Raw genomic sequence first — 16,678 nt, 5'->3', positions numbered from 1 at the left:
GGTCAGGAGTGGGTGCGGCGGGTGCGGGCTTCGTAGGCGATGTAGATGAGGCCGGCGGCGACGGCTGCGGCGGCGAGGTTCGCGGCGGCTGCCTTGGCGATGCCGGTGATGATGGCGAGGACGAGGCCGGTGCCGAGTTCGGCGAGGCGGCTGGTGCCGTCGGGGTGCATGGCGGCCAGGACGATCAGGCTGGCGATGAACAGGTTGCGGATGAGGTGATCGGGGCGGCGGCGTCGCATCGGTGCTCCCGGGCGGCTGGTTGGGGTGGCTGGTCGGATCTCCAGGGCGGGCGTCCTGTGCGGGGACGTCCGCCGTGGGCTACCGATCAGTCGTCGGGGTTGTCGGCTTGTCGGCATGCTTCGTTGCAGTAGGGGTGGCCGTCGGGTGCGCCGCAGTTGATGCATTCGTTGTCCATGGGGCTACTTCTCCTCGCTGCCGGTTTCCGGGTTGGTGGGCATCGCCGGTTCCTCTCTGCGGATGGGGTGGCTGGTGCCGGGCTGGCGGGACGGGGGGAGCGTTGGTCCGCCAGCCCGGCGGTATGAGGGGTGGGGTCAGCGCTGGGGATGTCCGCCGCGGGGCCGGATCGGGAGCGCGTCCTTGGTGCGCTCGTGCTCGGCGTTCATCGCGCGTCCTTCGGGCGGGGTACGGCGCGGCACTTTTCGGCGTGGGTTTGGGCTTGCTGGTGGGTCTCGGATGCGAAGTCGGCGGACTTGGTTGTGCCGCATCCGGTGCAGTGGGAGCGGGTGTCATCGCCGCGGCCGCTGATTTCGACGGCGAGCGTGAGGTCGCCGGTGATCTCGGCGGCCTTGGTGAGATACCGGTGGGTGACCCCGGTGGCCCACGTCCCGGTCGTGGGGCTGGGCGGCGCGGCGGCCAGGCTTGTACCGTGTGTCACGGTCATTCCTCCTGGTAGGCAGGTGGGATGGCTGGCCCCGGCGGAGGTGCGAACTCCGACCGGGGCCGTACTTGTTGGTGCCGTTCCACAGTGACAGAGGTTCTGGACAATGTCCAGAACATCGGGAAGGATGTAGCCGTGCCCGAGAACCCTGAAAGCGAGGGGAGCCGCTTGATCACCTTGAAGCAGATCGAGCTGGAGCACGGGGTCAGCCGGTCGGCACTGCACACCTATCGGCGCAGCGCCTCCTTCCCCCAGCCAGTTCCGGTCGAGGGCTCCACGAAGACCCAGTACCGCGCCGCCGAAGTCGCCGCCTGGTTCGAAGCGAACCCGAAGCAGCAGGGCAAGAAGCGCGACCAGTTCGTCAGCCACCAGCAAGGAGACCCCGTGACCACCACGACAGCACACGATCGACTCACGGAAACCCTGACGAGTCCCGGGCTCGTCGGCCTAGACGCGGAACAGGCGGCCGAGCTGGTCAGCGCCTACCGGACGGAGGTGCTGCACCGGGCCGCCGACAAGCTGGACGAGTCCGAGAAGCTGCGCGACCTGACGGACGACCACATGCACGATGTCAACGCTGCCGCGAACGAGCTGCGCCGTATGGCGGACGAGCCGGAGGCGTCGGATGGATGAGCTGGTGCAGTTCCTGCGCGCCAGGCTGGACGAGGACGAGCGGATCGCCCGGGCGGCGATCAGGGCTGTCGGTGACGTTCCCGGCGGAGTGCCGGGTGCGGCGAACTGGCGCTTCGGTAACGCGTACACCGACGAGGGTGGAACGTACTGGCAGATCACAACGCTGACCCCGGAGGCCGGCGGGGTTGGCCCGGTGGAGCTGGTGGGGTGCGGGATGAGCGGTGGCGGCGCTCACGAGCCGGAGATCGCTCGTCATGCGGTCGAGCATGATCCGGCGCGGGTGCTGCGCGAGGTCGAGGCGAAGCGGGAACTGCTCGGCAGGTATGAAGCCATGGCGGCCGGCGTGCTGGTGATGACCGGCAGCGACTCGATCCTGTCGGAGTACCAGCGCGTGATCTTGCCGAACCTCGCGCTGGCCTACGCCGATCACCCGGACTACCGCGAGGAGTGGCGGCCGTAGCCCCACGCAGCGAAGCCCCCGACCACCTGGAGGTCGGGGGCTTCCGTGTGCAGCAGCACTGCCGGTACGAGCAGCGGTAGCACCGGTCAGCAGGCTCATGGTGGCATGGGCGTCAAGCGGGGCTCGGGGGTTCCGTTTCGGCCATGCCAGGCGTAGCGTCGGTGCCCCCGCGAAGGGGCGCCCTCAGAGGCACTATGGCCCGCTGGCTGGAGGGGATACCAGCCGGCGGGCCGCTCTGTGCCTGGGTTCAGGGCGTCCAGTTCGGTCCGCGAAGTGCGGGCGGCACGTCGCTCATTGCCACGCGCATGATCGGCTCGTAGATGGCGTGCGGAATGCGCATGCCGGGGCTCGGTTCGGGGCGCTCCCCCTCCTGGGGCCGGTCGAGTCTGGCGAGGATCTCCGGGGTCAGGCCGTGCGCGTGCCCGAGGTCCAGCAGTTCGGGGCAGTCGTTGAGGTTCTCGGTGACGGGGTATCCCATCTCGCCTTCGGTGCCGCAGCCTTCGCACATGGCGGCCTCAGCCCAGTAGGCGTCGGGGTTCAGGCGGTGGCGGGCGAGGATGCGGCGGTCTGCTTCGCATCGTCGGAGGACGCCGGCGGGGTCGTGGATGGCGAGGAGGCCGGCGGCGCCGGGCAAGAGTTCGCGGGCTACGACGGTGGCGTGGTCGTCGAGGAGTTGGAAGCTGCCGGTGCGGTCGTCCCATGCGGCGGCCCAGCAGCGTCCGTGGTCTTTTTCGGCGTTGTGGGCGTCGGTTTCGCGCCGGTCGATCTGCTGGATGATCCAGCCGTGCAGGTCAGGCATTGGGCTTCTCCTTGATCGCCTCGTTGATCTCGCGCCGCCACGTCTCGTACTGCTCGCAGGTCAGTCCGGGGTGGAGGTGGTGCCGGCCGGTCGGGCAGGGGCGGCGCGGGGGCTCAGGCATGTGCTGCTCCTTGGGCGGGGTGCGGGCGGCGGGCTACGGCTGGGCGTTCAGTTGGCGAGGACGATCACCCAGCAGATGACGGTGATGAGCCATAGGGCGGCGTTCGCGGCGAGCATCCAGCGGGGGATGGTGACGTACTCGGTGTTGGGCATTGCGGTCTCCTCGGGTCTGGCGGGGCGAGGTTGGGACTGTGAGCGCCTCTGTGGCGTTGTTGCGGGGCTGGAGCCGCTGTCGGGCTTTTCGTGGCTTACAGGGGCGTACAGCAGGCTTCTCGGGGCTGCTGCGCCCCGTTGTGGGGCCGCGCCGTGGAACGCGACCCCACAACAGGCGGCAGTCAGGCGGCGCGCGCCTCGGTCTGGAACTCGATGACGATCTCCTCGTCCCGAACGTGGAACCGGAGCGCGTCGTCGTGCAGCGGCTGGTCCTCGGGGATCCCGAAGTGCTTGCGGTAGGCCAACTCGGCAACTGCCCACGCCTTGCCGATCTCGGCCGCCGCTGCGCCCCAGGGTTCGGCGGCGGGGACGATCCAGCGGCGGATCGTGCGGGTCAGGGTCTCGGACGTGTAGTCAGCCACGGCGCGCCTCGGTTTCCGCCGCGTGCTGCTCGCCAGCCAGCCGACGCAGCACGTCTCGCGCCGCTTCCCAGCCGAGGCCGAGCCCGGTCGTGGTCTTGGCGCGCTCCTCCGGGTCCTCGACGGCGGCGATGGCCTCCCGTAGCGCCTCGGCCCGCACCACGGCCCAGTCCATGGGTGGCCGTCGACGCATCACCTCGTCGCGGTGCCGGTCGATGAGTGCCTGCGCCTCGTATCGGTCCTCGCCCGCCTTCCGCAGCAGGACGTACAGCTCCGCCTCGGCCGCGCGGCCGGACGGCCGGTTGGGGTTGAACAGGCAGGTGTCCGGGTCGATGCCCTTGCAGTTGCCGCACGAGTGCGCGGCGGCCCGTTCGGCGGGCGACTGTGGCTGTCCATCCCGGTGCTGCAGTTCGGCGCCGAGGAGGTCGGCGACGGCGGGCAGGGCGTCTCCCTGCTGTTGCGGGCGGAATCGGGCGGCCTGCTGGGCGTGGGTGTTGGCGAGGTCGAGGGCGGCTTGCAGGACTTCGGTGGGCTCGCCGCGGAACGGACGGTCGGGCTGGTTCATCGGGCGCTCCTCAGGACGTGGTCGGTGATCCGGTACGCGCGGTGCAGCTGGCCAGCAGTGGACCAGCGGCCCCGGCCGGACGCCGCCGTCACAGCGCCGTCCGCGGAGACCGTGACGGGGATCAGACGGGCGCGGGTGCCGTCCACCTCGGTGATGGCAACGTGCATGCCAGTCGTGTAGCGGGACAGCCACACCTGACCGGGTACAAGGCCGGGCTGCTTCTTCATCGGGGCTCCAGGGTTGTGAGAGGGTCGGTGCGCCGGCACGGCGGTGGCTTCAACACCGCCGTGCCGCGTCGTGTGGGGCCGGCTCACGGAGCGGCAGGCGGCTGGTCACCGCCGAGGAACTCGCGCAGCCTCCGGTCGCCCTCGCCGCTCCGGGCGTCCTTCTTCGCGAGCTGCCGCATGAGGAAGGTCCGCTGCTGCCGCAGGTGGCGGACCTCGTCGACGAGCGCGGTGACGATGGCGGGATCGACGAGGTCGCCGTTGTGGTCGGCGGTGATGGCGAGGACGGCGTACTCGTCGAGCTGCTGGTCTTCGCGTGAGTTGTGCCAGGCACAGCTGGGGCAAGAGTCGTTGACGAGTCGGGTGCCGGGGTGGTCCGGGCATTCGCTGATGCTCATCGGGTCTCCTTTGGGTGATGTGGGGCCGGCTCACGGAGCGGCGGCCTCACAGCCGGGGCAGTCGTCGACGTGCTCGGGGTCGTCGCTGTCGTCGGCGACGACGTGCGTCTCCCCGGCGGCAGCCATGCGGCGCAGCTCCCCGGCGGCTCCAGACAGCCCCGTCGCGTACCGGTCGGCCACCGGCGGGGCGAGCATGGTGGCGCGCAGGTGGTCGATAGCGGCGGCGCCCTCGGCCAGCGCTGTGGTTCGCGCGGTGGCCAGTTCGGCGCGGAGGCGGTGGACTTCGGCGACGAGCGCGCGGACGTCCTCGACGGCGTACTTCACGAACTCCTCGTCCGCGGCGGCGTCCGTTCCGTCGCCGAAGTTGAAGGTGCCGACGCCGCGGAGGTATGAGCCGGTGGTGCAGGCGAAGAAGTCGGGGCCGTACTTCTCGTAGCGCTCCCACGGTCCGTCGGTGGCGACCTGGGCGCGGGCCTGGATCTCGTCGAGCTGCTGGTCGGTGAGCGGGGTCATGGCGTGGCCTTTCGGGTGGAAGGCGGGCTGTCAGGCGGCTGTGTCGAGTTGCGTGGCGAGGAACTGCTGGCCGGTAGCAGCCGACACGATGTGCGCGGCCAATAGCGGCGGGACGGCGTTGGCTATCTGCAGGAACTGCTTCGATTCGCTGCCGTGGAACGGGTGGTCATGCCGGAAGCCCTGCAGTACGGCGGCCTCGGAGATCAGCAGAGGCCGCTTCTCCAGGTCGCCGCGGCCGTCGACCTTGACCCACTGGTAGTCGTGGCGGGCGTGGCCGGCGACGAGGGTTCCGGCGGGCTGGTCCAGGCGGCGAACGGTGGCATTGCTCCGCTTGCCCTGACGCAGCACCCACCAGGAGCGGGCCTTCTCGGTGAGGGTCCAGGAGGGCGCGTCGCACGGGAAGTCGTTGCCGCCCTGGGTCTTGCGGGCGCCGCGGGTGTTGACGCGGAGCCCCGGCTCCAGGCCGAGCGCGTCGGCCATGGTCGTCCACGGCAGTCGGGCGACGCCGAAGAGGTCGGTCTCGGTGTTCTCGCCGTGTGTCGGGTCGGGGGCGGTGACCTTGCGGACGCGGGAGGCGATGAGGATGGCGCGGCGCCGGGTCTGGGGCAGGCCCCAGTCGGCGGCGTTGAGGACACCGGTCCACACGCTGTACCCCCAGCCACGGAGGATGCCCGCGTACTGCTGCCACAGCGGGAGGACGGCCGGGACCTGCTCCATGCACACCCACTCGGGGCGGAGATCGTGCAGCCAGCGCATCGGCTCGGCGGCCAGGATCGACTTGGCGTCCTTGCAGGCGGCCTTGAGCTCGGCGCGGGTGTCGTGGCCGTTGGCCAGGTCGTGGACGGCCTGGTAGACGAGCGGCAGGTCGACGATGCCGTCCTGTTTGCCCGCCTGGGAGAACGGCGTGCAGACCGGCGAGGAGATCTTGCCCTTGATGCGGCCCTTGAACGGTGCGGTCGGGTAGGCAGCGACGTCGCACTGCACAGTCAGGTGGCCGGCGGCGTGCGCGGTGCGGCAGGCGGCGGTGTCCCACTCCAACCCGATGTCGGTGAGGCCGAGCAAGCCGAGGCCCTCGGACCAGCCGCGGGGGCCGGAGAACAGGTCGACGATCATGTGTTCCTCCGTGGTGGTGTGGGGTGCGCTGACAGGGTGCTCAGACGGCGTCGGCTACCGCTGCGAGCAGGTCGGGGGCGGGCTTCCACAGGCCGAGCGCTCCGGTCTTCGCGACCGCCCGCTGCAGGGGCCGGATGTCGGCAAGCTCCCAATGCCACTGGCCCGGCAGCCCCCACGGTGCGCAGCAGCCGTCGACGGCCTCGTGGCAGCCGGCCAGCCGCGCGGTGGCGATGACCGCGGACAGGGCGAGCGTCGGCTGCGGCTTGTAGAAGGCGCTGGGAATCTGGTGGCGGGCGTCCCAGAAGTTGAGCGGCCCGCCGAGTTCGTCGAAGCGGATGGCGGCGTCACGGCTGTACCGGACGATCGAGACGCTGTGGTCGACGGTGAGGCCGGCGTGGATGAGCAGGGTGCCGCGGTAGTGGGTACGGCGGCTGCGGTTTTCGGTGGACTTGAAGCCTTCTGCGATGGCGAAGGCCCAGGGTTGTTTGATGGTGAGGCCGCGGTAGGTGTCGGTGGCGGTGGTCACGGTGTTGCTCCTTGGGGTGTCGGGGTGTGGGGCGGCCGGTCAGGCGGCGTGCCAGGTGCCTTGGCCAGGTGGTGCCGTGGGGCTCAGGCGGCGTTCTGGCGGGCGTTGGCGGGTTGGGTGGGGCGTTGCTCGTTGGGGCTGCGGACGGCGGCGCAGAGGGCTTTCCAGTGGCCGTCTCGCTCGGCTTGGGTCCAGTCGCCGCGGGGCTGGTTCCGGGCTGGCCGGTGGGGTGGGGGTGCGGGGCGGCTCGGAATGGTCTCGGCGAGGAGGCGATCGAGGGGGCTCATGTGGTGCCTCCTGCGGCGTCGATGCGGGCTTGGTGGGCTTGAGCGCGGCGGCGGCCGTGTGGCGTCTTGCACGGTTGTCTGGCGGGGGCGCGGCAGCCCGCTTTGGGGCAGGGCACCGACAGCTCGGGCGGTCGGGCTTCCATGCCGACTTGTTCGCGGAAGTCGGCCGGCATGTACGACTCGTCGTTGGGAATGTCGCGGCCGACTGCGGTCAGTTGGCGGGCGACGCTGAGGTGCGGTCCTCCGGTCAGCTCGCCGACGGGGATCGCGGTCTCGCGGCCGTCGGCGATGGCGGTGAGTTGGGCGCGGCGGCGGCTGATGAAGTCGGCGCCGGTCTCCGGCTGTACGGGGGGTTCGTAGGCGGGGATCGTCGGGCCGAGCCGCTCCTCACGAATCTTGCTGCGAGTGGTGCGGACGTGATGCGGCTCGATCCATCGGCGCCCCGTCTCGCCGGGCTGCGCGGGCGCGCTGTAGTAGCGGGCGACGGCGTCGAAGGTGTCGTTGTCGAGGGGAATGTCGCGGAGGGCTGCGGCCCAGGCCTGCTTGGCGATCTCGGACGGCTGCCGGTTGTCGAACGCGGCGCAGGCAGCGAGGAGGCGCGCAGCCTCGTCCGGGGTCATCGGCCGATCCCCGCTCGGTCGGCGGCGCGCTTCATGATCTGGGTGCCATCCGCGTGGTCGTACACGGCGCGGCAGATGTGGTCGTGCCAGGTCTGGAGTCCGTCGCGGGTCTGCTTCAGCTTCGCGATCTCGTCTCGGGCATCGGCCAGCTGCTCCTCGATCGTCTTGCAGGAGCACTGGTCGACGTCCGGGTTGGTGACGCGGGTCATGCAGCCGGGGATGAGGAAGCGTCCGCCGCGGCCGTCGTCGTACCAGTGGCAGGGCTGCGGACCTTCCTTCGTCTCGGGCGGCAGGCCCTGCTCGGCGCGGATACGGTCGGCCTTCTCCTGCAAGGTCTCGGTGTCGTAGGCGTGGTCGTGGGCGTTGCCACGGCGAGGAGTCACTGGGTGTCGTCTCCTGAGGCGAGGGCGAGCCAGCCGGCCACGCGGGCGTCGGTGCCGGTGAGTGGGGCTTGGCCGGGGAGGGCGATGACGTTGGAGGCGCCGAAGGCCGGGCGGCGGTCGGTGGTGCGCTTGGCTTCCTCGCGGATCCACTTCTGCCAGGCGTCGGGCCAGCTCTTGCGGCGGGCGCCGGTGGATCGGTAGTGCGAGATGAACTGGGCGGTGACGAAGTCGATGTCCACGAGGGCGGCGTAGCCGTCGCGGTGGGCCCAGCGGCGCATGGAGTCGGTCAGTTGGAAGCCGTCGACTTCGATCGGGGTGGGCGCGAGGGAGTCAAGATCAGCCGCCCTACTACCTGCACCTCCCCCATCTACATCAGCCATAGATAGAGGTGGGGTCGGGACGGGACGGGACGGGGCGTCGTTAGTAACGCCGTTACGAACTTCGCTGACCTGCGATTCCGTCGCCCAAACGGCACCACTTCCGGTCGCCGTCGTGTCGCCGTCGTGTCGCCGTCGTGCTGCATTCGTGTCGCCGTCGTGCGATTCAGGGGTGTCAGAGTGGTCCCGTGTAACGCCGTTACCATCGGGCGGGACCGGCTTCCCGTTCCTCCGCTGGCGGAACCGCTCCTGCCGTTCGGCGTTCTTTTTCCGCTCGGCCAGCACCTGATCGCGGGACGGGTTGTAGTCAAGGTAGTCGTGGATCTCCCAGCCGCCCTCGCTCCGGTCCCACAGGCCGGCGTCCTCAAGCTCTTTCGCGGCTGACTTGAGCCCGCGGACCTTGGCAACGAGAGGCAGTTCACGGTCGGAGATCCGGCCATCGGTGAGGTTCTCGGAGCACCAGCAGATCGCGGAGACGTGCAGCCGAAAGGCGCGGTCGGGCAGGAGCGCGACCTTGCGGTGCGAAGGGAAGCGGTCGTCCAGCTTGACCCAGGGCATCAGACCTTGGCCCCCTTCGAGCTGTTGCAGGGACGGCAGAGCGTCCGGAGGTTGTCGTCGGTGTCGGGGCCTCCGAGAGACCACGGGTAGATGTGGTCGAGGGTCAAGTCCTCGGTGGTGCCACAGATGAGGCAGGCGTTGCCGTCGCGTTCGTAGATGCGGCGGCGCTGTTCCTCGGGGATGGCGGCGCGCGTGTCGCTGCGGCACCAGTCGAGGAGTTCGGGAGCGAGTACGTAGGTGTCGCCGTCCTGCGTGGCGAGGCTGGCCGCGACCATGCGGCGGATCTGTGCGGGGGTGCCGTAGCTGCGTACGAGTTCGGCGGGCACTCGCCAGTCGCCTGGGTGGTACCGCACGGCCCAGCTGGCCAGTCGGACCCACAGGCCGGTCGCGGCATTGCCCGCCATGGTGATGTCGGGGTGCGTCGACGTCCGGCTATCGATCTTCAGCAGAGCCATCGGGGCTTCTTTCGGTCGTGCGGATTCATCGGGCTTGCGCGTCTTGGCAGCGGCGACCTCGCACTGCCATACTACTTTAAAGATTGGAAAGAATGGAAGGATTGGCAATGACTTACACTCTGGCCATGGCTGCTGAGCAGGGCATTTCGATCGCAGAGGACGGCGTGGCAGAGGTCTCCATGACCGGAGCCCGCGCGAACCTCACCCAGCTGCTGCGCGACGTCCGCTACGGAGGCCGGCCCGCGGCCTTCACCGAGCGCGGTGCGCGCGCCGCCTACGTAGTGCCGCCCGACTTCTACGAACAGGCGGTACGCCACCGCGGGATGATCGCGATGCTGGAGCAGATCGCCCAGGACGAAGGTGCCGAGCCAGCCGCCCAGGAGGGGCATCGCTACCTGTGCAAGGCACTCGATATCGCCAAGCGCTCTGCCGAGTCCTGACACCGTTCCCTCCCCTCTCTCCGGGCCCCGCACCGTGTGGTGCGGGGCTTCGCTGTTACTGCCGCCAGTCAGCTCAGGTCGGGCACGACGAACCAGCCCGGCTCGAACCCCGTGTGCACGCCGAGCCGGGCTGCGGCCTCGGTCAGCGCCGTGTTCCACGCCTCGATCTCAGGCGTCTGGAACGATTCGGGCTTGACCTTGCGGTGGTCACCGAGGCGCACCTCGGTGCACTCAGTGACGAGGAACGTCATGTCCCGGTCGTAGTTGCCCGCCTGGAGGTAGCCGACGCGGGCGTCCCCCGGCTGGTCTTTCAGCGTTTCTTCGAGGACGTCGCTGTCGGTGTCGGGGATCTGGAAGCCGTAGGCGAAGTAGGTGGAGTGGTACATGCCCATGTCGTGTTCTCCTTGGGGTTGGCCCCGCCGGATTCGGCCCGGCGGGGCTTCGCTGTTACTGGCCGATGGGTGCCGAGCAGCCCTTGCAGAACCCGGCGTTCGGCGGGACGGGGGCACCGCACTTGCCGCAGGTCATGCGACGCGTCCCGCCTGCGCCGCCCGGGTGCCGCGCCACACGGCGACGGCGGACTTCTCTCCGGTGGGCCGGCTGCTGCGGTCGAATCCGCGGTGCTCGATCACGCCGTCGCGGGCCAGGGCTTGCGCGAAATTGCCCCAGTCGGCGCGAGGGCACGGCGGTTCGGGAAGGTCGTATTCCTTGGCCACCTCGAAGGTGGTGAACCGGCGGCCTGTCTCGGCGACCTCGACGAACTTGGGGCGGACCTGGTCGCACCAGCTGTGGTAGTCGGGGGCGACAACCGGGAGGGTGCCGTCGAGGGTGGGCTGCACCGGGGCGGTCACCGGGCGCTCCAAGTCCGGCGGCCGATGGACCGCTGGTCGCCACCGCGGCTGCGGAGTTCGACGCTGGCTTCACCGAGGAGCCGGTGGATGTTGCCGTAGGAGCGGCCGGTACGGCGGGCCAGGTCGCGGATGCTGGCGCCGTTGCGGTAGCGCTCGGCGAGGTCGTTGGCGAGGGCGGTGCGGGCTTCGCCGGTGATGGCGGGGTTCCTGCCGTAGCTCATTGGGTCTCCTTGGGGTGGGTGGCTGGGCAGATGGCCTGGTGTTGGGTGATCGGCTGGGATGCGATGAAGTCGGCGACGGCCTGGTGGCCGGTGGCTCGGCGGTGGTGCCAGCAGGCGGTGCAGAGCAGGTCCGCGACCGGGACCTGACCGCGTTCCATGCGGTGCACGTGGAGACCGCCGAGCCAGCCGGTCATACGGCGAGCGCGTCCTCGGCGTACTGCGCCTGCGCGACAGCCCGTACCGAGGCCTCCTCGGCGGCCTGCTTCCGCTGATACCGCTCCTGGTTGTCGAGGAGGTGCCGCGGGTTGATGCACTCCACGACTGGGCACTCCGGCGCCCGGCGCAGGATCCCGACCGCCTTGTGCCCGCGGTCGACCTGGAACGCCAACTGTTTCGGGGTGAGCGCGCGGCCGCGGAAGGAGAAGCTGCCGCCGGTGGGTCCGCGCCAGCCGATGTGGCCGCCCGGCAGGTCGTAGCTGTGCTTCTCCCACAAGTCGCGGAGCGTCTCGACGGGGTTGAGTTCCGGCTGGAGCGCCTGGTGCACGGCAGTGCGCACGGTTTCCGGGTTATCCAGTTGGTGCAGCTTGTACTTCTTGCGGATCGTGGTGCGCTGGCCTTCGCTGAGTCCGCCCCACACACCGGTCTCCTGGCCCGTGGTTAGGGCGAAACCGGCGCACTGCAGCATCGACGCGCAGCCGAAGCAGACGGCCTTCGCGGCCTGCACGGCGGCGACGTTGCCGGGCTTGGGGAACCAGTGCTCGGGGTTCTGGCCGGCGCAGGCGCCGTTGTCTCGCCAGTCGGTCTTGCGCTTGGTTTCGGGGACGGCCCCGTTGTAGTGGCTCATGAGGCCACCGCCTTCCGGTTGGCCGCGTCGCGGGCTCGCTTGCAGGTGTTGCAGTAGGAGCGGCCGTCCGTGGTGATCCGGCCGTGTTCGTTCTGGTCGTGGTTGTTGTGGCAGACCGTGGGGAGGGCGCGGCCTCCGCGGAGGTAGCGCAGTTGTTCGCGGTTGCGGCGCCGGCCGGGTGCGTCCTCGACGTGGTCGGGGGCGACGCAGTGCTTCGTCCCGCAGTCGGCGAAGACTTGGCCTTGCGGGGCGCGGCCGGTGCGGATCCGGAAGGCGATCGCTGCGGCGGTGTAGTGCCGTTCCTTGAAGGAGAGCAGCGGTGTTGCCCGGTTGGTGCTGCGTTCGCCGGTCCATTCCATGTGGCCGCCGTCGACTGGCTTGGCGTACTCGTGCCACTTGTCTTCGATGGTGCGGGTTGCGGCGATCCGGACGTGGACGGGGGCGCCGATTTCGTCGCGGATGGCACGGACGCGGGCGCGGTCGACTCGGAGTTCGCGGTTGATGCGGTAGATGCTGTGCCCCTGTTTGAGGGCGGCGATGATTTGTTCGCGGGTGGCGTTGGCGTGGGCGGGCATCAGGCCGTCACCCCCGCGGCGAGTTCGTCCAGGACGATCTCTGTGTAGGGCTGCCGGGCGCCCGGGCGGTCCTTGCGGCCGGTGAGCCGCCAGTACCGGCGGCCCCGCGGCAGCTGTTCGGCCAACACCGGGATCGCGCCGACCATCTGGGCGAGGTCCCACAGGGCGTTCCACTCGGCCGGCGGGAGCGCCCCGGACCGCTTGCACTGGACGAAGAGGATCTGCCCGGTCTTGATCGCGACCAGGTCCACCTTCGACTTGGAGCCGGCCGTGCGGAGCACCTCGTAGCCCTCCTCGCGGAGGTGCGTGCGGACCCGGTGTTCGAGGTCCCGGCCGCGGTGGTAGTTCGAGCGGGGCTTGGCAGGTGTCGTCATCGGTCCCCCGGGGTGGTGTCGTAGAAGGTGGCGACGGTTTCGGCGTAGGCCTTCAGGTGTGTGTCGAGGTCTTCGAGGAGGCGGAGGCTGTCCGGGCCGACGTCGTGCCTGTCGAGCCCGACGCGCTTGCGGGCTGCGGCGGCGCGCTGCTGCTCGGACGGCCTGCGGCTGCGGCTGCTCCGCCAGATGGCGATGGCCAGCAGGACAATGGCGACCCCGTAGCCGATGTTGATCACCAGGCTCATGCCGCACCCCCCGACGGGGTCAGGCACTGCCCGCACCACCAGCCATCCCGCTGCACCACACCCGCGGTCGTCTGCGCGCAGGTCGGGCAGTCCCGCCACGCCTGTGCCACAACCGCTCCGTAGGCGGGCGCCGGCCACGGCCCGAGCAGCTCGTCCAGGGACGCCTCGTCCAGGACCGTCCGGACCCGCGGCGCCCGGTGCCGGCCCCGCTCAGGGGCCGGGCTGACGGCCCAGCGGACAGCGAGCGAGCCGACGACGAGAGAGCCCATCAGTGCGCCAGCGCCCGCGGTGATTCTGTCGATCATGACGCCGCCCCCTGCTGGAGGTCGTGCAGCTCGCGGGTGAGGGAGACGTTCGCGTCCTGCGCGGCGTCCAGCTGGGCACTGAGTTCGCGCTGCGCCCGCTGCGCGAGACGGAGCTGACGGCGAAGCTCGGCGTCACCCTGGATCGGCTGCGGTTCACGGACCGGGCTGGTCGGGTGGCTGTCACGGAGGCGGGTGATCTCCTCGGCCTGCCGGGTGATCGTGGACAGCCGCTCAGCGGCGAGCTTGTCCGCGGTCTCTCGGGCCTCGGTCATTCGCTGGTAGCGGTACTGCAGGTCGACGTACTTGGAAGCGCTGACGAGCCTCATGACGCACCGCCCGTCACGGCGTCGAAGACGTCGCGGGCCCAGCGGGCGTCACCGAGAGCGGTGTGCGCCACGTCGTCACCGGGCGGCTCGACACCGACCGAGCGGGACAAGCCGCGCGACGAGAACGGGAAGCGCACGATCTCCCCGACGTTGCCCGGGAACTGCGTGGCCGCCGCCACGCCGTAGCCGTAGCCCGCCGCCAGGGTTGCGATGTCGACCGGCCGGTAATGCCACTGTGCGGAACCGGCGCCGAGCAACTTGCGCAGGAACCGGTCGTCGAAGCCAGGGTTCGAGCCGACCAGGACGGCACCGCGCAAGATGGAAAGCACAGCACGGACAGCCGACGCGCGGGTCATTGGGGCGATACGGCCGTCCTCGTATCCGGTGAATGCGGCGTCGACGTCCAGGCCGAAGGGGACTTTGAACCGCTCGTGGAAGCGGCCGACGCGGAGCGATTCGGGATCGGCCACGGTGAGGTTGGGGTTGAACTGCCACACGTATTCCGTGTCGGTGTGCTTGTTGTCCTCGAACTTGCGGAGGATGACGGCGACCTCCCACACCTCGCCGATCTCGGCGTCCAGGTGGGTGGTCTCGGTGTCGACGAAGGCGATGGCGGTCACTGGTCGTCTCCTGCGGTGAGTTCGGGGAGGATGGCGGCGGTGAGGCGGCCCTCGCGCCAGGCGGCCATGACCTGCTGGCGGCCGTCTTTCTTGAAGCGGACGTTGTGGGTGCGGGCGCGGGCCGGGGCGATCTCCACGCCGGGCACCTCGTGGATGACGCCGGTTTCCGGGTCGGCGTATTCGGCGGCGCCGGCGGCGGTCATCTCCTTGAGCAGCCGGTCGACGAACGCGGCGCGGACGGTGGTGACGAACTTCCGCTCCAGCTCGGTGGCGTAGTTGTCGCGGACCCAGGTGGTGAATGCCTCGTCGTCGGTGACCTTGGCGGCGGCTTCGCCGCTCGACAGGCTGACGGTGGCGATGTCCGGGCCGTCGGGGAGGCTGACGGCGACCTGGCGGACGCCGGTCTCCTCGGCGGCGGTTTCGAGGGCGGCGCGGGTGTCCTTGCGGGCGTCGTCGTAGGCGTCCTTGACGGTGTCGAGGAGCGTCTTCAACGCGGCCTCCCGCGCTGCTGCTTCCTTGAGGTTCATGTGGTCTCCTAGGGGTGGGGCGCCCCGATAGCCGCGGGGCGCCCCTGCGCATGCGACGGATCAGGCGGCGTCGGTACCGCGCATAAGGGCGGTCGCCTCGCGGAACTCAGCTGCAGTGCCCTGCTCGATCGCGTGGCCGAACGTGGACTGGAACTGGTCGGGCAACCCGGCTTCGAAGTTCACGGCCCTGGCCGCAGCCTCCATCTCGTCGAGTGCCACCTGCCGGTCGTCGGCCGGGCCGCTCTCCTGTGCCGGGGGCACCGTGGGCGCCGGGGAAGGCGACGGTTCAGGGGCCGCGGTCGGGGTGGGCGGCGTCGGCTCCGGCTGCACCTGCGGATCCTGGTCCAGCGGCGGCGCCACTGCGGTGTCCGACTCTTTTGGCGGGTGCGCGGCCGACCACTGCACCACCGGCGCTGGCGAGCCGTTGTTGTAGAGCGACAAGCCGAACTGATCACCGAGGTTCGTTGCGCAACGCTTCATCGCCTGAGACAGGGCGGTCTTCATCGCCATGTCATGGGCGTCGCCGAGGCTCGGCTGGTTCACCGAGTCGCCAGCCGCGCCGTCCTCCCAGTGCGACAGCTCGGTGCCGCCGGCGCCGTAGACGGTGAGCCGGACCTGCGCCCGGTACACGACGGTCCATCGGGAGCGGTCGCCGTTCTTCGTCTCACGTTCGGCGACGAGGTCGAGGCCGAGGGTGTCGATGGAATAGCCGCCGAATCCGAAGACACGGATGAGTTGGCGTCGGATGTCCCAGGCTTCCATGTGGGCCATACCGCGGACTTGGCCGACGCGCTTGGGGTTGACGGGGGCGAGGAGGGTCTTGAGTTGGTAGTCGGTGAGGCTCATTGGGCCCCCTCCTTCCAGGTGCTACGGGTGGTGGCTCGGGCGATGAGGTAGCCGGTTCCGATGGCGACGGCGGATCCGACCACGGTCCATACAGCGGTCCGGGCAGCCCCGTGGAACGGCAGGCTGGCGAGGACACCAGCGAGGGCGCCGAGGCCGCCACAGACCACGAAGGCGATGGTCAGGACCGCGGTGGAGACGACGGCCTTCACGCCGCACCGCCGTTGGAGGTAGGGGCGAGACGGGCGCACGTGACGTCGACGGCGTCGAGGGCGTGCCGGTCGGGATCGTCCAGCGGCAGGGACAGGCGGAGCGTCTCCAGATCGGTGGCGAGCTGCTGCGCGGTCTGCCGGGCGACGAGCGCGGAGATCTCAGGCTGAAGCGCGGTCATGCTGCCGCACCCCGCTGCCCCGGCAGCAGCCGCTTCGGGTTGAACCGCGACAACCGCCGCGCCACCTCAGTCACCTCGGCCAACAGCCGACGCGTGTCCGAGATCGACACCTCGATCTGAGCGGTGTCCATCCCGCACACGTCCTCAACCTGGACGATCGCCGCGTCCAGCGCGCCCTCACGGACCACGCCGGATACGACCGCGGCGAGTTCATCGAGCGCGTCGATGATCTCGTCTCGGTCCTTCGGTTCCGCCCAGTGGTGGACCAGCTGGATGAGGGTGTCAGTGCGGATCCGGTCGACCCGGAGGACGGAGTGCAGGTGGTTCGCACCGAGGGCGAACGACAGCGACGGCTTCTTCGAGTGGTTCATCGGGCACTCTCCTGGGTGTGCGGAGTAGCGAGGAGCAGGAGGGAGATCGCGGCCCACAACAGGGCCTGCCGGGTAGCGGCCACCACGTCGGCGGCCAGCCGTTGGGCGTGGGCGGGGAGTTCACGCACCACGCGCGGGACGAGGGTGTCGGCGTCGCAGATGATGTGCGTCAGGCTCGAACCGAGCAGCAGCACCGAGCAGCCGCCAGCGCCGAGCACCACCCACCACGCCGTGTCGTGCGCGG

At 70.1% G+C, this 16,678-nt stretch carries 36 protein-coding genes; 3 read left to right on the top strand and 33 right to left on the bottom strand.

Features of this window, described 5'->3' with window-relative positions; all coding sequences use genetic code 11:
- Window positions 1-2 precede the first annotated feature (2 nt).
- The gene (locus tag ACZ7P3_RS12780) at window positions 3-239 is read right to left on the bottom strand and encodes a hypothetical protein (protein ID WP_472080920.1); all 237 of its coding nucleotides are present in this window, start codon (window positions 237-239) and stop codon (window positions 3-5) included.
- A gap of 380 nt (window positions 240-619) precedes the next feature.
- Window positions 620-895, bottom strand: a complete 276-nt coding sequence (locus ACZ7P3_RS12775) for a hypothetical protein (protein WP_472080919.1) — start codon at window positions 893-895, stop codon at window positions 620-622.
- A gap of 171 nt (window positions 896-1,066) precedes the next feature.
- Between ACZ7P3_RS12775 and ACZ7P3_RS12770 the strand changes: the two genes are divergently transcribed.
- On the top strand, window positions 1,067-1,531 hold the full coding sequence (locus ACZ7P3_RS12770) for a helix-turn-helix transcriptional regulator (protein ID WP_472080918.1): 465 nt from the start codon (window positions 1,067-1,069) through the stop codon (window positions 1,529-1,531).
- A complete protein-coding gene (locus tag ACZ7P3_RS12765; protein WP_472080917.1) occupies window positions 1,524-1,991 on the top strand; it encodes a DUF6221 family protein in 468 nt (155 codons plus the stop codon). The genes ACZ7P3_RS12770 and ACZ7P3_RS12765 overlap by 8 nt, the downstream gene beginning before the upstream one ends.
- A gap of 247 nt (window positions 1,992-2,238) precedes the next feature.
- Here ACZ7P3_RS12765 and ACZ7P3_RS12760 read toward each other — a convergent pair whose 3' ends face one another.
- From ACZ7P3_RS12760 to ACZ7P3_RS12695, 14 genes are all read right to left on the bottom strand, one after another.
- Complete coding sequence (locus ACZ7P3_RS12760) at window positions 2,239-2,790, bottom strand: DUF6221 family protein (RefSeq protein WP_472080916.1); 552 nt, start codon at window positions 2,788-2,790, stop codon at window positions 2,239-2,241.
- A complete protein-coding gene (locus ACZ7P3_RS12755; RefSeq protein WP_472080915.1) occupies window positions 2,783-2,911 on the bottom strand; it encodes a hypothetical protein in 129 nt (42 codons plus the stop codon). The genes ACZ7P3_RS12760 and ACZ7P3_RS12755 overlap by 8 nt, the downstream gene beginning before the upstream one ends.
- A 334-nt stretch (window positions 2,912-3,245) precedes the next feature.
- Window positions 3,246-3,485: a hypothetical protein gene (locus ACZ7P3_RS12750; RefSeq protein WP_472080914.1), complete on the bottom strand. Its 240-nt coding sequence runs from the start codon at window positions 3,483-3,485 to the stop codon at window positions 3,246-3,248.
- Entirely contained in the window at window positions 3,478-4,047 is a 570-nt protein-coding gene (locus ACZ7P3_RS12745; protein ID WP_472080913.1) for a hypothetical protein, read from the bottom strand. Before ACZ7P3_RS12745 ends, ACZ7P3_RS12750 begins: the two co-directional genes overlap by 8 nt.
- Window positions 4,044-4,274 carry a hypothetical protein gene (locus tag ACZ7P3_RS12740; protein WP_472080912.1) on the bottom strand — a complete coding sequence of 77 codons (231 nt, stop codon included), beginning with the start codon at window positions 4,272-4,274 and terminating at the stop codon, window positions 4,044-4,046. The genes ACZ7P3_RS12745 and ACZ7P3_RS12740 overlap by 4 nt, the downstream gene beginning before the upstream one ends.
- An 83-nt stretch (window positions 4,275-4,357) precedes the next feature.
- The gene (locus ACZ7P3_RS12735) at window positions 4,358-4,669 is read right to left on the bottom strand and encodes a hypothetical protein (RefSeq protein WP_472080911.1); all 312 of its coding nucleotides are present in this window, start codon (window positions 4,667-4,669) and stop codon (window positions 4,358-4,360) included.
- 30 nt (window positions 4,670-4,699) lie between these two features.
- Window positions 4,700-5,182, bottom strand: coding sequence for a hypothetical protein (locus tag ACZ7P3_RS12730; protein ID WP_472080910.1), 483 nt, complete (start codon window positions 5,180-5,182; stop codon window positions 4,700-4,702).
- 30 nt (window positions 5,183-5,212) lie between these two features.
- Window positions 5,213-6,295, bottom strand: a complete 1,083-nt coding sequence (locus ACZ7P3_RS12725; protein ID WP_472080909.1) for a DNA cytosine methyltransferase — start codon at window positions 6,293-6,295, stop codon at window positions 5,213-5,215.
- A 40-nt stretch (window positions 6,296-6,335) separates the two neighbouring features.
- Window positions 6,336-6,821, bottom strand: coding sequence for an ASCH domain-containing protein (locus tag ACZ7P3_RS12720; protein ID WP_472080908.1), 486 nt, complete (start codon window positions 6,819-6,821; stop codon window positions 6,336-6,338).
- An 83-nt stretch (window positions 6,822-6,904) separates the two neighbouring features.
- The gene (locus ACZ7P3_RS12715; RefSeq protein WP_472080907.1) at window positions 6,905-7,108 is read right to left on the bottom strand and encodes a hypothetical protein; all 204 of its coding nucleotides are present in this window, start codon (window positions 7,106-7,108) and stop codon (window positions 6,905-6,907) included.
- Window positions 7,105-7,728, bottom strand: coding sequence for a zinc finger domain-containing protein (locus ACZ7P3_RS12710; protein WP_472080906.1), 624 nt, complete (start codon window positions 7,726-7,728; stop codon window positions 7,105-7,107). Before ACZ7P3_RS12710 ends, ACZ7P3_RS12715 begins: the two co-directional genes overlap by 4 nt.
- Entirely contained in the window at window positions 7,725-8,111 is a 387-nt protein-coding gene (locus tag ACZ7P3_RS12705; RefSeq protein WP_472080905.1) for a hypothetical protein, read from the bottom strand. Before ACZ7P3_RS12705 ends, ACZ7P3_RS12710 begins: the two co-directional genes overlap by 4 nt.
- Entirely contained in the window at window positions 8,108-9,046 is a 939-nt protein-coding gene (locus ACZ7P3_RS12700) for a hypothetical protein (protein WP_472080904.1), read from the bottom strand. The genes ACZ7P3_RS12705 and ACZ7P3_RS12700 overlap by 4 nt, the downstream gene beginning before the upstream one ends.
- Window positions 9,046-9,501 (bottom strand): HNH endonuclease, encoded by a 456-nt coding sequence (locus ACZ7P3_RS12695; RefSeq protein WP_472080903.1) that lies wholly within the window; start codon window positions 9,499-9,501, stop codon window positions 9,046-9,048. The genes ACZ7P3_RS12700 and ACZ7P3_RS12695 overlap by 1 nt, the downstream gene beginning before the upstream one ends.
- A 107-nt stretch (window positions 9,502-9,608) precedes the next feature.
- On the opposite strand from ACZ7P3_RS12695, the gene ACZ7P3_RS12690 reads away from it, so the two are divergent.
- Window positions 9,609-9,941 (top strand): type II toxin-antitoxin system prevent-host-death family antitoxin, encoded by a 333-nt coding sequence (locus tag ACZ7P3_RS12690; RefSeq protein ID WP_472080902.1) that lies wholly within the window; start codon window positions 9,609-9,611, stop codon window positions 9,939-9,941.
- 68 nt (window positions 9,942-10,009) lie between these two features.
- Here the strand turns inward: ACZ7P3_RS12690 and ACZ7P3_RS12685 are convergent, their stop codons facing one another.
- The 17 genes from ACZ7P3_RS12685 to ACZ7P3_RS12605 form a co-directional block, all read right to left on the bottom strand.
- Window positions 10,010-10,333 carry a hypothetical protein gene (locus tag ACZ7P3_RS12685; RefSeq protein WP_472080901.1) on the bottom strand — a complete coding sequence of 108 codons (324 nt, stop codon included), beginning with the start codon at window positions 10,331-10,333 and terminating at the stop codon, window positions 10,010-10,012.
- A gap of 132 nt (window positions 10,334-10,465) precedes the next feature.
- Entirely contained in the window at window positions 10,466-10,792 is a 327-nt protein-coding gene (locus tag ACZ7P3_RS12680) for a hypothetical protein (protein ID WP_472080900.1), read from the bottom strand.
- Complete coding sequence (locus ACZ7P3_RS12675; protein WP_472080899.1) at window positions 10,789-11,013, bottom strand: helix-turn-helix domain-containing protein; 225 nt, start codon at window positions 11,011-11,013, stop codon at window positions 10,789-10,791. The genes ACZ7P3_RS12680 and ACZ7P3_RS12675 overlap by 4 nt, the downstream gene beginning before the upstream one ends.
- Window positions 11,010-11,207 carry a transcription factor WhiB gene (locus ACZ7P3_RS12670; RefSeq protein ID WP_472080898.1) on the bottom strand — a complete coding sequence of 66 codons (198 nt, stop codon included), beginning with the start codon at window positions 11,205-11,207 and terminating at the stop codon, window positions 11,010-11,012. Before ACZ7P3_RS12670 ends, ACZ7P3_RS12675 begins: the two co-directional genes overlap by 4 nt.
- Window positions 11,204-11,857, bottom strand: coding sequence for a WhiB family transcriptional regulator (locus ACZ7P3_RS12665; RefSeq protein WP_472080897.1), 654 nt, complete (start codon window positions 11,855-11,857; stop codon window positions 11,204-11,206). The genes ACZ7P3_RS12670 and ACZ7P3_RS12665 overlap by 4 nt, the downstream gene beginning before the upstream one ends.
- On the bottom strand, window positions 11,854-12,432 hold the full coding sequence (locus ACZ7P3_RS12660; RefSeq protein WP_472080896.1) for a hypothetical protein: 579 nt from the start codon (window positions 12,430-12,432) through the stop codon (window positions 11,854-11,856). Before ACZ7P3_RS12660 ends, ACZ7P3_RS12665 begins: the two co-directional genes overlap by 4 nt.
- Window positions 12,432-12,806 carry a restriction endonuclease gene (locus ACZ7P3_RS12655; RefSeq protein WP_472080895.1) on the bottom strand — a complete coding sequence of 125 codons (375 nt, stop codon included), beginning with the start codon at window positions 12,804-12,806 and terminating at the stop codon, window positions 12,432-12,434. Before ACZ7P3_RS12655 ends, ACZ7P3_RS12660 begins: the two co-directional genes overlap by 1 nt.
- Window positions 12,803-13,051 (bottom strand): hypothetical protein, encoded by a 249-nt coding sequence (locus ACZ7P3_RS12650; RefSeq protein WP_472080894.1) that lies wholly within the window; start codon window positions 13,049-13,051, stop codon window positions 12,803-12,805. The genes ACZ7P3_RS12655 and ACZ7P3_RS12650 overlap by 4 nt, the downstream gene beginning before the upstream one ends.
- A complete protein-coding gene (locus ACZ7P3_RS12645) occupies window positions 13,048-13,356 on the bottom strand; it encodes a hypothetical protein (RefSeq protein ID WP_472080893.1) in 309 nt (102 codons plus the stop codon). Before ACZ7P3_RS12645 ends, ACZ7P3_RS12650 begins: the two co-directional genes overlap by 4 nt.
- On the bottom strand, window positions 13,353-13,682 hold the full coding sequence (locus ACZ7P3_RS12640; protein ID WP_472080892.1) for a hypothetical protein: 330 nt from the start codon (window positions 13,680-13,682) through the stop codon (window positions 13,353-13,355). The genes ACZ7P3_RS12645 and ACZ7P3_RS12640 overlap by 4 nt, the downstream gene beginning before the upstream one ends.
- The gene (locus tag ACZ7P3_RS12635) at window positions 13,679-14,302 is read right to left on the bottom strand and encodes a 3'-5' exonuclease (protein WP_472080891.1); all 624 of its coding nucleotides are present in this window, start codon (window positions 14,300-14,302) and stop codon (window positions 13,679-13,681) included. The genes ACZ7P3_RS12640 and ACZ7P3_RS12635 overlap by 4 nt, the downstream gene beginning before the upstream one ends.
- Complete coding sequence (locus ACZ7P3_RS12630) at window positions 14,299-14,829, bottom strand: hypothetical protein (RefSeq protein ID WP_472080890.1); 531 nt, start codon at window positions 14,827-14,829, stop codon at window positions 14,299-14,301. The genes ACZ7P3_RS12635 and ACZ7P3_RS12630 overlap by 4 nt, the downstream gene beginning before the upstream one ends.
- Before the next feature lie 60 nt (window positions 14,830-14,889).
- Entirely contained in the window at window positions 14,890-15,675 is a 786-nt protein-coding gene (locus ACZ7P3_RS12625; protein ID WP_472080889.1) for a Rad52/Rad22 family DNA repair protein, read from the bottom strand.
- Window positions 15,672-15,884, bottom strand: coding sequence for a hypothetical protein (locus ACZ7P3_RS12620; RefSeq protein WP_472080888.1), 213 nt, complete (start codon window positions 15,882-15,884; stop codon window positions 15,672-15,674). The genes ACZ7P3_RS12625 and ACZ7P3_RS12620 overlap by 4 nt, the downstream gene beginning before the upstream one ends.
- Window positions 15,881-16,063, bottom strand: coding sequence for a hypothetical protein (locus tag ACZ7P3_RS12615; RefSeq protein ID WP_472080887.1), 183 nt, complete (start codon window positions 16,061-16,063; stop codon window positions 15,881-15,883). Before ACZ7P3_RS12615 ends, ACZ7P3_RS12620 begins: the two co-directional genes overlap by 4 nt.
- Window positions 16,060-16,434: a hypothetical protein gene (locus ACZ7P3_RS12610; protein ID WP_472080886.1), complete on the bottom strand. Its 375-nt coding sequence runs from the start codon at window positions 16,432-16,434 to the stop codon at window positions 16,060-16,062. Before ACZ7P3_RS12610 ends, ACZ7P3_RS12615 begins: the two co-directional genes overlap by 4 nt.
- The gene (locus ACZ7P3_RS12605) at window positions 16,431-16,655 is read right to left on the bottom strand and encodes a hypothetical protein (RefSeq protein ID WP_472080885.1); all 225 of its coding nucleotides are present in this window, start codon (window positions 16,653-16,655) and stop codon (window positions 16,431-16,433) included. The genes ACZ7P3_RS12610 and ACZ7P3_RS12605 overlap by 4 nt, the downstream gene beginning before the upstream one ends.
- Window positions 16,656-16,678 lie beyond the last annotated feature (23 nt).

Source organism: Streptomyces sp. NPDC107581 (assembly GCF_055657175.1).
This window is presented reverse-complemented; position numbering and strand designations above follow the sequence as displayed.